The sequence below is a fragment of the Desulfobulbus sp. genome, from assembly GCF_030824455.1.
GTDB lineage: Bacteria > Desulfobacterota > Desulfobulbia > Desulfobulbales > Desulfobulbaceae > Desulfobulbus.
In genome coordinates, this window is sequence record NZ_JAVBXR010000102.1 from 13,156 (window position 1) to 26,397 (window position 13,242).

Consider the following 13,242-nt stretch of genomic DNA (forward strand, 5'->3'; position numbering starts at 1 on the left):
AGAGCGCCTTGAGCGGCGAACTCGTCCAGGATCAGACATTGAAGCGGAAGAGGATGCAATCGCCGTCCGCCACCACATACTCCTTGCCCTCGGAGCGCATCACCCCTTTGTCGCGGGCTGCGGATTCCGAACCGCAGGCGATGTAGTCGTCGTAGGCGATGACCTCGGCGCGAATGAAACCGCGCTCGAAATCGGAATGGATCTTGCCGGCCGCCCCTGGGCCCTTGGTCCCCTGTTTGATCGTCCAGGCCCGGGTTTCCTTCTCGCCCACCGTGAAATAGGTGATCAGTCCAAGCAACTGGTAGCCGGCCTTGATCAGACGGTGCAGGCCCGGCTCCTCCATGCCCATGTCGCTGAGGAATTCCCGCTGCTCCTCGCGGTCGAGCAGACTCAGTTCCTGCTCAATGGCCCCGGCAATCATCACCAGGGAGGCGGCCTCCTCGGCCGCGGCCTTGGCCAGTTGGTCAACAAAGGCGTTGCCCGTGGCCAAATCGCCCTCGTTGACGTTGGCGACGTAGAGCACCGGCTTGGAGGTCAACAGGCAGAGGTCGCGCAGCAGGTCCCGCTGTTGCTCGTTTTCCGGGACCACGGTCCGGGCCGGCTTGCCCTGATCCAATGCGACCTGGATCTGCTCAAGAAAGGCCGCTTCCGCCTGCAGTTTCTTGTCGCCGGACTTGGCCTGATTGCGGCTCTTGGCCAGTCGTTTCTCCACCGTGTCGAGATCGGCCAGGATCAGCTCCATGGAGATGACTTCCATGTCGCGCAGGGGGTCAATAGAACCGTCGACGTGGACGATGTTGTCGTCCTCAAAGCAGCGGACCACATGGAGAATGGCGTCGACCTGGCGGATATGGCCGAGGAACTGGTTGCCCAAGCCCTCGCCCCGACTGGCGCCCTTGACCAGACCGGCAATGTCGACAAACTCCATCTGGGTGGCGACCTTGCTTTTGGTTTTGGCCAGCTCCGCCAGTTTGTCGAGCCGCTCGTCCGGCACCGGCACGATGCCGACATTGGGCTCAATGGTGCAGAACGGATAATTTTCCGCAGCAATGGCCGCAGCAGTCAAGGCATTAAAGATGGTCGACTTGCCCACATTGGGCAGGCCGACAATTCCACAACGAAAACCCATGCAAACCTCTATCAAATGGCGGCGACAACGCAGAACCGGGCGCGGAGAGCGCCGCCCGCCTCTTGCCCCCGCCGGTATTTCGGGTATAGTATCTTTCTTCTCTCCGGCTCGGCCGGTTCCCTGTGATACACCATCACCGAGTTCTTGTGCAAGCAGTTATGAAAATCGACCTCCTGATAACCAACTGCGTTCTGCTTCCCGTTCCCGGCGCTGAGACGCTGATCGATCCCGGCTTTGTCGCCGCCTGCGGCTCGCACATCCTGCAGTCCGGCCCCATGAGCGAATGCCCCACCGTCGAGTTCGGGACAGTGCTGGACGGACAGGGACAGCTGGCCATGCCCGGCCTGGTCAACGGCCATTGCCACGCCCCCATGACCCTGTTCCGGGGCCTGGCCGACGATCTCGACCTGACGACCTGGCTGCATGGCCACATCTTTCCGGCCGAGGCGAGGACGGTCTGTCCCGAGATGGTCTACTGGTGTTCCAAGCTGGCCGCCGCCGAGATGCTGCTCAGCGGCACGACCACGGTTGCCGACGGATATTTTCTGGAAGACGAGGTGGCGCGGGCCTGCGCCGAGACAGGGCTGCGGTGTGTGGCGGCCCAGGCGGTGATTGATTTTCCGGCGCCGGGCGCGGAAGATCCGAGAAAAAACATTGAGGTTGCGGAACGTTTTCTGGCGCGATGGCAGGGCCGCCACCCGCTGATCAGCCCGGCGGTGTTTGCCCATTCGCCTTACGCCTGCGGCAACGACACCCTGCTACGAGCAAAGGCCTTGGCACGGCGCCGCAATGTGCCGTTTTTTATCCATGCGGCGGAAACCAGGGACGAGGCGGGGATGATCGCCGAACCGCTGGCTCCAACGCCGATCGGGCATCTGGCCCATTTGGGCCTGCTTGACCGCGACACGGTCTGCGTCCATTGCGTGTGGGCGGACGAACAGGACCTTGATCTCCTGGCGCAAAGCGGCGCGGGCGTGGTGACCTGCCCGCAAAGCAACGCCAAGCTGGCCTCGGGCCGAGCGCCGCTGGCCGCCATGCTGCAGCGCAACCTGCGGGTTGGTCTGGGCGCCGACGGCGCGGCCTCCAACAACAGCCTGGACCTGTTCCGGGAAATGGATTTTGTCGCCAAGGCGCACAAGGTGCAGCCCAACAACGCCGTTGCCGTTCCAGCAGCGCGCGCGCTGCAGCTGGCGACCTCCGGCGGCGCCGAGGTGATCGGCCTCAGCGCCGGACACGGCACGCTGACCGCCGGATCGGTCGCCGACCTGATCCTCATCGACCTTGCGCAACCGCATCTCCAGCCTCTGCACAGATCCAGACTACCGGTCTATAGCGGTTGCGCCGCCGACGTTCGCACCGTGGTCGTCAATGGGCGCGTGGTGATCCACAACCGGCGGCTGCTCACCATCGACCTCCAGGAAACCTGCGCCCAGGTCCGGCGGCTGGCGGGCCAATGATCAACGGCCGGTAAAAAAAGCGCCGCCGGCGGAACAGCTTGGCAAGGCGTTGCTTGTCCACTACACTTTGCCCATGCACACCAACACTTCAACCTGCGCGACATCAACAGCCATGAACCGCCACATTTTTTCCCGCGCGCTGGCCTGCGCCGTGCTGTTCGCAGCGCTCTGCGCTCCGACAGCGCTCCGCTCCGAGACCGCAGCGCAACCGGAACCGATCCGGGTTGAGCTTGCGCTTGCCCCGGAGATCCCGATCTACGACAAGGTGGCAGTGCTCCCGTTGCGTTTTACCGACAACACTGCAGACCAACAATTGACCGAGGCCTTGTTTGAGGAGCTTGACGCAACACAGAAATATGAGCTGATCGCCCCTGCGGCAACAACCCCGGCGCCCCCCTGGCGCGATTTTGCCGACCCCGCCGCCAGCCTGCAAAAAAATGCCGTGGCCTACGGCCGGGCGGCCCGAATTCGCGCCGTCGTCAGCGGGGTCATCGTCGCCAAGGCCGGGGCGCTCAATCAGACCGGACCAGAAGCCCTGCCGCTGGCGCCGTCACTCATCATCAGCCTGACCGACATTGCCCAGGACAAACCCGTCTGGCGCCTGACCCTCACCCCACCGCCGGACGCCGCTGAACAGCGACCGGCGCGCGAGCTGCTCCAGGATTTGCTCCATGAAGGGGTGGAGGAGCTGATCGTCCGCCTGGTGAACCAAGGAGACGTCTACACCACCCGGTTGCCCCAGCCGCGCCTCCTGTCCAGTCAGGCGCGGCTGGGAAGGACGAACGTTGTTGTCCAGGCGGAAAAGCGGTCGGGCATCGTCGCCTGCCAACTGTTGCGGGCCCCGTCGCCAGACGCGGCTTTCCTGCCGGCGAGCGAGCCCGCAGCCAACCGACGATCCCCGCTCACCCTGGAAGACGACCGCAGCGAAGATGCGACGCCCGCCTGGTACACGGTGATTGGCCTCACTGCCAGCGGCTTGGCCACTGTTCCGGCCCCGCCTTTTCAGGTCGCGGTGGCGCCTGCAGCCCCAGAGCATTAATCAGGGGAACACCGACGCCCCGTGGCGGGACAGGCCGTCATTGCCACCAGATCACCCGCTTGGCCGGGTTGCCGAAGGATTCAAAAGAATCCCCGGATTCCCGCAACACATCGTCAAGATCCTGAACGGAAAACTCGTAACCGTCACCCTTGGCCAAGGCAACAAATTCTTCTTTGGTTTTCAATGCATCGTATTTGTTGCGCAATTTTTCATCGGCGCCGCCGGCAATCAAGAGTTCTTCCACATTTTTTTTCGACATATCCTGCTCCTTTGGTTTCATGGCACGCCGCACATCCGCACGCCGACGCGGAGTGCGGATGTCCAACCTTGAGGTATCTTTCCGCATCTTCTTGAGCAACAACCGGGCCACATGGAACATCGCACCAAAATACACGCAATCTCAAACTGTTCCACAAGCGACAAGCAAAGCGCAACGACTGCGGCCTTTCCTCGCTCGACAAATTGGTCGCTCTTTGTCACAATCGATTCATTTTTGTAGACGCACGGGCAACGGCAGGCAGGAGTGGCAGGGAAATAAACGAAGTATCGTTTTAAAAGACCATAAAAATTGCTTGACTCTCCGGAGGCGGCGCGTTATAAAAAGCGGCTTTGTCAAAGTACGGTACAAGCAAGCCCTTTATGGCAGTGCATACAGGTTTGCGGGCGAGCATTTTTAAAACGATGAAGGATTCTTCTCCTTTTCTCCCCCCCACCTTTTCAGCCAGCACCATTACCGCATTGAGCATGGAGTTGCAGAACCTGCTGTAACTCCTTTTTTTATTCACGAACCGACTGCATCAACGGCTAACAACGCAAGCACGCAGTAAGCGGCCTGAAGGCGGCAATCGAGGAACGCGTCATGAAAAAAGACCTGAAAAAAGTACGGAATATCGGCATCAGCGCCCATATCGACTCGGGCAAGACCACCCTGACCGAGCGCATTCTGTTTTACACCCAGCGCATTCACGCCATCCACGAGGTGCGGGGCAAAGACGGCGTCGGCGCCACCATGGACTCGATGGAGCTGGAAAAGGAGCGCGGCATCACCATTCAGTCCGCCGCCACCTACTGCTCGTGGAAAGACTATGACGTCAACATCATCGACACCCCCGGCCACGTCGATTTCACCATTGAGGTGGAACGCGCCCTGCGGGTTCTTGACGGCGCAGTTCTGATCCTCTGCTCGGTCGGCGGCGTGCAATCCCAGTCGATTACCGTCAACCGGCAGATGACCCGCTACAAGGTGCCGCGCATTGCCTTTATCAACAAATGCGACCGCACCGGCGCCAATCCCTTCCGGGTCACCCAACAGCTGCGCGACAAACTGGACCTCAACGCCATTATGATCCAATTGCCCATCGGCCTGGAGAGCGATCTCGAGGGCATGGTCGACCTGATCAGCATGAAGGCGGTCTATTTTGACGGCGATCAGGGCGAGGACATCCGCCACGAAGAGATCCCCGCCAACATGCGGGAAGAGGCCGAGGCCAAACGGGAAGAGCTGCTCGATGCAGTGTCCATGTTTTCCGACGAGCTGATGGAGGCCATGCTGGAGGAATCCGAGATTCCCGAGGCCATGATTCACGAGGCCATCCGTCGGGGCACCCTGAGCCTGGAGCTGACTCCGGTCATGATCGGTTCCGCCTACAAGAACAAAGGCGTGCAACTGCTGCTCGACGCGGTCAACACCTACCTGCCCTGCCCCACCGATGTTGAAAACACGGCGCTGGACCTGGACAAGGACGAGGCCGAGGTGGTGGTCAGCAACAACCCGGACGACCAACTGGTGGCCCTGGCCTTCAAGCTGGAAGACGGACGCTACGGCCAGTTGACCTACATCCGCACTTATCAGGGCGTGATTCAGAAGGGCGACACCATCATCAACAGCCGCACCGGCAAGAAGGCCAAGGTTGGCCGTCTGGTCCGCATGCACGCCAACGAGATGGAAGAGATCGACGGCGCCGGCTCCGGCGACATCGTCGCCCTGTTCGGCATCGACTGCGCCTCCGGCGACACCTTCTGCAGCCCCGGCATCAACTGGTCGATGAGCTCCATGCACGTGCCGGCGCCGGTTATCTCCCTGGCCATCAAACCGGTGGACAACAAGGCGCAGATCAACATGTCCAAGGCGCTCAACCGGTTCACCAAAGAAGACCCGACCTTCAAAACTTTTGTCGACCACGAGACCAGCGAAACCATCATCTCCGGCATGGGCGAGCTGCACCTTGAGGTGTACATTGAGCGAATGAAGCGCGAGTACAAGGCCGAGGTTGAAGTGGGCGCGCCCCAGGTCGCCTACCGCGAAACCATCACCCAGCGGGCCGACTTCGACTACACCCACAAGAAACAGACCGGCGGCTCCGGGCAGTACGGCCGGGTTGGCGGTTATCTTGAGCCCTTCGAAGACGGCGAGTATGAATTTGTCGACCAGATCGTCGGCGGCGTCATCCCCAGGGAATTTATCAGTTCCTGCGACAAGGGCTTCCAGAAATCGCTGGAGAAGGGAATCCTCACCGGCGCGCAGATCACCGGCGTTCGGGTGGCCATCAACGACGGCAGCTATCATGCGGTCGACTCCTCCGACATCGCCTTCCAGCTGGCCTCCATCGGCGCCTTCAAGCAGGGGTACGCCAAAGCGGCTCCGGTGATCATGGAACCGATCATGAAAGTGGCGGTGGAAGGACCTTCCGAGTTCCAGGGCGCGGTCATGGGCAGCCTCAATCAACGCCGCGGCGTGATCATCGGCACCTTTGAGGAAGGCAATTACACCGTGGTCGAGGCAGAGATGCCGCTGGCCGAAATGTTCGGTTATTCGACCACTCTCCGCTCCCTGACCCAGGGCAAGGCCGAGTTCACCATGGAATTTGCGACCTACAAGCAAGTGCCCAAGGGCGTGGCCGAAGAGCTGATCAAGGCCTTTGCAGCGCAGAAAAAAGACGCGTGAGCTTTTGCTGTATCGCAATCGCAACGAACGTGAGATTTAACCGCTAAGAGGTGGAATAATGGGATACGAACCACTGGTACAGCAGAATCCGCTCCGGGTTCTGGACATGAACAGAGAAAACAATCAGATGGGCCTGGTCATGGCCCGCGCCGGTCTCGGCAAAACGGCGCTCTTGGTGCAAATCGCGCTGGACGCCATTCTCCGCGGCAAGCGGGTTATCCATGTCAGCATCGGCGAATCCATTGAAAAAACCAAAACCTGGTATGACGACATCCTGCAATTGATTTTGCAGGACCACAGCGTCAGCCGGCCGCACGAATTGATCGACATGGTCGCCCGGCACCGCATGATCATGACCTTCAAGGTTGCGGCCTTTACCCGGTCGCGGCTCGAAGAGCGCCTCAACGACCTGGTGCTGCAGGACATTTTTCGTCCCAACTGCCTGATCGTCGACGGTTTTGATTTCGTCAACACCGACCGCGAAGCCTTGGACGACATTAAAAACCTGATGGAAAGCATGAACATGCAGGCTTGGTTCTCGGCCATCTGCCACCGCGACGACGCCCGCGTGTCGCCGGCCGGCGTGCCCGCCCCTTGCCATGAGATTGACGACCTGTTCGACATGATCATCCTGCTCAAGCCGGAACCGGACGCCACCATCCAGCTCGACATCATTCGCAATTACGGCGAACAGGTGAAGGGCGGCAAGAGCCTGCACCTGGATCCGACCACCATGATGGTCAAAGAAATGTAATTGTTTCCGCACCAAACAAGGGCTGTCGGTCAGTGATCGACAGCCCTTTTCTTTTTGGGGATGCTCGCCATGCGATTCCGGCCCTGCATTGATTTGCACGACGGCAGAGTGAAACAGATCGTCGGCTCCACCTTGGCTGACGATCAGGCCCTGCTGCGCACCAATTTTTCCTCCGAACTTCCCCCCTCCCACTACGCCGCCCTGTATCGGCGCGACAACCTCTGCGGCGGCCACATCATCATGCTTGGCGGCGGCAACGAGGCGGCGGCGACCGACGCCCTCCGCGCCTGGCCCGGCGGCATGCAGATCGGCGGCGGCATCACCGGCGACAACGCCGCCCTTTGGCTCGACCACGGCGCCTCCCACGTCATCGTCACTTCCCATGTGTTTCACGACGGCCTGCTGGACATAGAGCGGCTTGGCCGCCTGCAGCGCCTGGTCGGCAAGAAGCGCCTGGTGTTGGACCTGAGTTGCCGCTGGCGGGACAACGGCTATTACGTGGTCACCGACCGCTGGCAGAAATTCACCGAACTGCGGGTCAGCCCGGAAACCCTTGAACGACTAGCTGCATTCTGCGACGAATTCCTGGTGCACGCCGTCGACGTCGAGGGCAAATGCATGGGGATCGACGTCCGCTTGCTGGAACTGCTGGCCGCCAGCGTTCCCGTGCCCACGACCTACGCCGGCGGGGTTTCCAGTCTGGCCGACTTGGAACGTATCCGAATCAGCGGCCAAGGCCGCATCGACGTCACCGTTGGCTCGGCCCTGGACATCTTTGGCGGCTCAGGTCTGCGCTACCAGGATGTGGCCACCCTCGCATGAACACAATTGACAACCCGGCCACACCGGAAAATCGTTTGGTTGAATTGAAGCTGCAAGTGCCCGAGGACCTTTTCCGGGCCTTCCAGCGTTGCGTCTGGATCCAGATCCATGAGACTGGACACAACCAACTGCAGGTGATGGAAGAGGTGGTGCGCACTTTTTTAATGAAACACGGTTGTTAAACCTCGGGAAAACGCGGCCCTTGCTTGACCTCCCTTCCCGCTTCATTTATTATAGCCCGATTGCGACGACGTTGTCGCCGCCAGCTCCTTGCCCCAGCCACCACTATTGTCCCCTATGAACGACCGCAAAGCTAAACTGGATAAAATCCGTGTGTTCGTGGACAAGATGCCGAGCCTGTCGACCACGGTCGGCAAGGTGCTGGAGATTTGCAGTCGGACGGACACCGCGCCCAACGATCTCAACAAGGTCATCTCCCTGGATCCGGTTCTGACCGGCCAGGTCCTCAAGCTGATCAACTCCGCCTATTACTCCCTGATGAACAAGGTCACCTCGCTGACCCGCGCCATCATCATGTTGGGCTTAAACACGGTCAAAAATCTGGCCCTGTCGACGGCGATCATCCGCTGCGTCGGTCAGGCAAAAAAATCAAAAGCCCTGCCCATCAAGGAGTTTTGGGCCCATTCGATCGGCGTCGGGGTCACCGCCAAACTGTTGGCCGCCGAACGCGGTCTGCCGTTGGCGGAGCGGGAAGAATATTTTGTCGCCGGCCTCTTGCACGATCTCGGTAAAATCCCGTTTGGCGATGAATACACCGAGGTCCTGGCCCAGGTGCTCAAAACCCAGGAACCCTTGACGGTGGTCGAAACACGTTTGCTGGAGATCGACCATGAGGCAATTGGCGAAATGATCGCCTCCAAATGGAAGCTCAACGCCGTCATCACCGACGCCATCTGCCACCACCACACGCCGCAGGCCGTTCAACCCGAGCATCTTTCTCTGGTTGCCACCGTGGCCTTGGCTGATTTTTACGTCTGCCTCTTTGACATCGGCTACGCCGGGAACCGCTTTCCCGATGAAACCCTGTTGCCTCTTCTCCTAAAAACCTGCGGCTTGGAGTGGAGCGCGGTGGTCGGACTCAAGGCGGCGGTTGACGCGGAAATCACCAAAGCGGAAATTTTTCTCCAGGTCTGAAACGGCTGTGGTCAGCTTTTTTCTGCAAGGAACATCCATATGATCAAGGTCAAATTTTGGGGCGTGCGCGGGTCCATTCCCTGCCCTGGCCCACACACCATGAAATACGGCGGCAACACCGCCTGCATTGAGTTGCGTTTTCCTGAAGTCAACCGGCACATCATCATCGACGCAGGCTCCGGCATTCGCGATCTGGCCAATTTCATGCTTGCCAACGATCTGCCCAAGGGACCGATTTCCACGGAAATCTATCTGTCCCACACCCATTGGGACCATATCATGGGTTTCCCTTTTTTCGTGCCGGTCTATATTCCCGGCACCTCGATCAAGGTGTTCGGGCCGGTGACCTATGAGGACGAACCGCTGGAGGCGGTGGTTGGCGGCCAGATGAAATACCGCTATTTTCCGGTCAACATGGGCGAACTGGCCGGCGCCATTGAGTACCGACGGCTGAAGGAAGAGCCGCTGCTTGATCTTGGCGACGGCATCACCCTGTCGACCACGATCATCAATCACCCGATCACTGCCCTGGGCTACCGCTTCAGTTTCCGCGGGGCCGTGTTCTGCACCGCCTACGACACCGAGCCCTTTCGCAATCTCTTTGTCACCGACCCTGAACATCCGTCTTATGACGAGTTGATGGCCGTGGAAGGCGAAGAGGCGGCCCGTGAGCAGAATCAGGTGCTGCAAGAATTTTTTACCGGCGCCGACCTGTTGGTGCATGACGCCCAGTACACCCGGGCAGAGTACGAAAAAGGGAAAATTGGCTGGGGTCACAGCCCGATTGAAGACGCGATCGCCTCTGCCCGGCGGGCCGGGGTCAAACAGCTGGCGCTGTTTCATCACGACCCGGAGCGCAGCGACGCTCAACTGGACGCCATGACCCAGGTCTACTGCGCCGAGGACGGCGGCGACCCCATGCGCATCTTCTTTGCCCGGGAAGGGCAGGAAATCATCCTGTAACCGTGCCGCCCCACCACGCACGCGCGGCGTTCGCGCCCAAGGAGTCTTACCCATGACCCAGCTTTCCCTCGATTGCCGCGGCCTCGCCTGCCCTCAGCCGGTTTTGCGCGCCAAAGAAGCCTTGGAGCAAGGGGCAGCCTGCATCGAAGTACTGGTCGACAACGAGGCCTCCAAAAACAACGTCAGCCGCTTTGCCCGCAGCCAAGGCCACGAAGTCGCCTGCACAGACCGCCCCGACGGCTGCTTCGCCGTCACCGTCACGGCGACGACCAGGCCGACAGCGCTGCCGTTTGATCCCAACGACTATCCGTGCCCTGTCCCTGCCCCGTTCAGGATGATCTACGTCATTGCGTCCGATTCGATGGGCCGGGGCAGCGATGAACTTGGCTGGGCCCTGCTGCAGACCTACATCCAGACCATCAAGGATGTCACCCCTTTGCCGGAAAAAATCATTTTTTACAACAGCGGCGTCACCTTGGTAACCGCCGCCTCCGGCGCACTGGAGGCTTTGAAACAGCTCCAGGCCCAAGGCGTGGAGATACTGGCCTGCGGGACCTGCCTTGATTTTTTTAAACTGAAGTCAGCCATTCAGGTCGGACAAATTTCCAATATGCACGAAATTATGAGTGCAATGGCCGGGGCCGACAAAATCGTCAGCCCGTATTAACTGTAACCTCTTGGTCGGATGGGCTGCTGTGGCCCTCGACCGTACCTCCTTCCCACGAGATTCACCCCCGGCGACTATGAAACATCTTGCCCCGCCCCTCTCTCTGCGTTCCCTGCGCGCCTTTGCAGCCTCTTCCCTGCTCTTGTTGACCCTGACATCCGAATGTCTGGCCAAACCGGCAGCCCCGGAAGAGTTTGACGCAGACCGCAACCAGCTGATCGCCCTGATCCTCAGTCAGCAACTCCCGGCCCAGCATTTCAGCCATGAAGCCCTGGACGACAGTCTTTCGCGCAAGGCCTTTGACCTCTACCTCCGCCAGCTGGATCCCCGGAAGCGGTTTCTGCTCGAATCCGACGTCAAGCAGCTCAACGCCTTTGCCACCCATGTGGACGATGAACTGAGCCGGGGCAACGTGGTGCTGCCCGACGCCGGCATGGAAGTGCTCAACGACCGGATTCAGCAGGTGGAGAAGCTCATCGACCCCATCCTGAATCAGGGGTTTGACTTCGAGCGCAAAGAGTATCTGGAAATCGAGCCAAAAAAACTCGCCTTTGCCGAGAACATCGACAAATTGCAAGATCGCTGGCGGTTGTCGCTCAAGATGCAGGTGCTGGACTCTTATTTTGACGTGCTCGAAGCCAAGGGCAAGGAACACCCGGAACTACTCCAGCAGATCGCGCCGCAACACCATCCGGCGGAGTTGCAAGAAGCGATCAAGAAGGTGCGGGAGAGCGCGCATCGGGCGCTGAGCCGACTTGGCCGCCAGTCCCGTCAGGATCACTACGACCGCTATTTTGACGCCGTGGCTCGCGCCTTTGATCCCCACAGCGACTACATGGCCCCCACCTCCAAGGAAGATTTCGACATCCAGATGAGCGGCTCACTGGAAGGAATCGGCGCTCTTTTGCGCGAAGACGACGGTATGATCAAAGTCATTCGAATCATTCCCGGCAGCGCGGCCGAAAAACAGGGGCAGCTGCAGGCTGAAGACACCATTCTTGCCGTCGCCGAAAAAACCGGTGAGCCTGTAGACATCTCCGAAATGCGGATTCGCGAAGCCGTGGGCTACATTCGCGGCCCCAAGGGCACCGAGGTGCGGTTGACGGTGCAGAAACCCGACGGCGCCAAACGCACCATCCCCATCATCCGCGACGTGGTCCAGATCGAGGAAACCTACGTCAAGTCAACCGTAATCAAGAACGGCCAGACCGCCTTCGGCTATCTGCGCATTCCCAGCTTTTACCGCGATTTTGCCGCCCAAAGCGACGGCAAGGAAACCCGCAACGTCAGCGACGACACCCAGGCGGAACTGGTGAAGCTGAAGCAGCAGAAAATCAAAGGCCTGATCCTTGACCTGCGCAACAACGGCGGCGGCGCGCTCACCGACGCGGTCCAGATTTCAGGCCTGTTCCTGCCCGGCGGGCCGGTGGTCCAGGTCAAGGATTCACAAGGCAGCATCCGGGTGCTCGACGACGAGGATCCAGACGTGGTTTACAACGGACCGCTCATCGTGCTGGTCAACCAGTTCAGCGCCTCGGCCTCGGAAATCCTGGCCGCAGCCCTCCAGGACTATGGTCGCGCCTTCATCATCGGCGGCGAGCACACCCACGGCAAGGGCACGGTGCAGGCGATGATGGATATGAATAAAAATCTACCGCTGCTGCAATTGCAGAAATACAACGATCTTGGGGCGTTAAAACTGACCATCCAAAAATTTTATCGGGTCAACGGCGGCTCCACCCAATACAAAGGGGTGGAACCGGATCTGGTGGTGCCTTCGATGTTTGATTATCTGGAAACCGGCGAAAAATTCATGGATTACTCCCTGCCCTGGGACCAGGTCGACGACGTCGGTTTCACCCAGTGGCGCGGAGATCGTTTCACCGTCGAGTCGGCCCGACAGGCGGGCAAACAATGGGCTGAACACAACGCCACCTTTAAAAAAATCCAGCAAGAAACGGGGAAAGCCAAGATTCGCGCCAAACAGACCAATGTGGCAGTATTTGTCGACGGCATGTGGAAGGAGCGTATGGATCTGGCCGCGACCCGCAAGGAAGCCCAGGCGGCCGGCTTGCTGCAGGAGGAAGACGACGACAACAACCAGCCGCCGGCGGCCGAAAAGAAACTCGACGAGGTAGTCGCCACCGACCCCTATATCCAGATGTCTCTATTTCTGATGAAAGAGAAGGCTGCCGCAGGCCCGTCGGTTGGCGCTTCCCGATAAATTTTTATCTTGAAACAAATCGGCAATCATGCTAGAGCATGCGGTGTATGAATCGTCATTCATTTTAAATGGGTGAGAGATTACTGAT

General features: G+C 59.6%; 13 protein-coding genes. 10 read left to right on the forward strand and 3 right to left on the reverse strand.

Annotation, left to right across the window (positions count from 1 at the left end):
* Positions 1-31 precede the first annotated feature (31 nt).
* A complete protein-coding gene (ychF, locus tag RCH93_RS12330; RefSeq protein WP_306548712.1) occupies positions 32-1,129 on the reverse strand; it encodes a redox-regulated ATPase YchF in 1,098 nt (365 codons plus the stop codon).
* Between the two features lie 158 nt (positions 1,130-1,287).
* On the opposite strand from ychF, the gene RCH93_RS12335 reads away from it, so the two are divergent.
* A complete protein-coding gene (locus RCH93_RS12335) occupies positions 1,288-2,586 on the forward strand; it encodes an amidohydrolase (RefSeq protein ID WP_306548713.1) in 1,299 nt (432 codons plus the stop codon).
* A gap of 112 nt (positions 2,587-2,698) precedes the next feature.
* Positions 2,699-3,625, forward strand: a complete 927-nt coding sequence (locus RCH93_RS12340; RefSeq protein WP_306548714.1) for a hypothetical protein — start codon at positions 2,699-2,701, stop codon at positions 3,623-3,625.
* Between the two features lie 37 nt (positions 3,626-3,662).
* Here RCH93_RS12340 and RCH93_RS12345 read toward each other — a convergent pair whose 3' ends face one another.
* Positions 3,663-3,983: a Nif11-like leader peptide family natural product precursor gene (locus RCH93_RS12345; RefSeq protein ID WP_306548715.1), complete on the reverse strand. Its 321-nt coding sequence runs from the start codon at positions 3,981-3,983 to the stop codon at positions 3,663-3,665.
* Between the two features lie 193 nt (positions 3,984-4,176).
* Positions 4,177-4,371 carry a hypothetical protein gene (locus tag RCH93_RS12350; RefSeq protein WP_306548716.1) on the reverse strand — a complete coding sequence of 65 codons (195 nt, stop codon included), beginning with the start codon at positions 4,369-4,371 and terminating at the stop codon, positions 4,177-4,179.
* Positions 4,372-4,484: 113 nt separating this feature from the next.
* Here RCH93_RS12350 and fusA point away from each other — a divergent pair, with 113 nt between their 5' ends.
* The 8 genes from fusA to RCH93_RS12390 all read left to right on the forward strand — a co-directional run bounded on the left by fusA (position 4,485) and on the right by RCH93_RS12390 (position 13,154).
* On the forward strand, positions 4,485-6,569 hold the full coding sequence (gene fusA / locus RCH93_RS12355) for an elongation factor G (RefSeq protein ID WP_306548717.1): 2,085 nt from the start codon (positions 4,485-4,487) through the stop codon (positions 6,567-6,569).
* Between the two features lie 58 nt (positions 6,570-6,627).
* Positions 6,628-7,323 carry a hypothetical protein gene (locus RCH93_RS12360; RefSeq protein ID WP_306548718.1) on the forward strand — a complete coding sequence of 232 codons (696 nt, stop codon included), beginning with the start codon at positions 6,628-6,630 and terminating at the stop codon, positions 7,321-7,323.
* A 69-nt stretch (positions 7,324-7,392) separates the two neighbouring features.
* The gene (hisA, locus tag RCH93_RS12365; protein ID WP_306548719.1) at positions 7,393-8,145 is read left to right on the forward strand and encodes a phosphoribosylformimino-5-aminoimidazole carboxamide ribotide isomerase; all 753 of its coding nucleotides are present in this window, start codon (positions 7,393-7,395) and stop codon (positions 8,143-8,145) included.
* On the forward strand, positions 8,142-8,327 hold the full coding sequence (locus tag RCH93_RS12370) for a hypothetical protein (protein WP_306548720.1): 186 nt from the start codon (positions 8,142-8,144) through the stop codon (positions 8,325-8,327). Before hisA ends, RCH93_RS12370 begins: the two co-directional genes overlap by 4 nt.
* A gap of 115 nt (positions 8,328-8,442) precedes the next feature.
* The gene (locus RCH93_RS12375) at positions 8,443-9,300 is read left to right on the forward strand and encodes an HDOD domain-containing protein (protein WP_306548721.1); all 858 of its coding nucleotides are present in this window, start codon (positions 8,443-8,445) and stop codon (positions 9,298-9,300) included.
* A 39-nt stretch (positions 9,301-9,339) separates the two neighbouring features.
* A complete protein-coding gene (locus RCH93_RS12380; protein ID WP_306548722.1) occupies positions 9,340-10,263 on the forward strand; it encodes an MBL fold metallo-hydrolase in 924 nt (307 codons plus the stop codon).
* 52 nt (positions 10,264-10,315) lie between these two features.
* Complete coding sequence (gene yedF, locus RCH93_RS12385) at positions 10,316-10,930, forward strand: sulfurtransferase-like selenium metabolism protein YedF (RefSeq protein WP_306548723.1); 615 nt, start codon at positions 10,316-10,318, stop codon at positions 10,928-10,930.
* Between the two features lie 76 nt (positions 10,931-11,006).
* A complete protein-coding gene (locus RCH93_RS12390; protein WP_306548724.1) occupies positions 11,007-13,154 on the forward strand; it encodes a carboxy terminal-processing peptidase in 2,148 nt (715 codons plus the stop codon).
* The last annotated feature ends 88 nt before the right edge of the window (positions 13,155-13,242 follow it).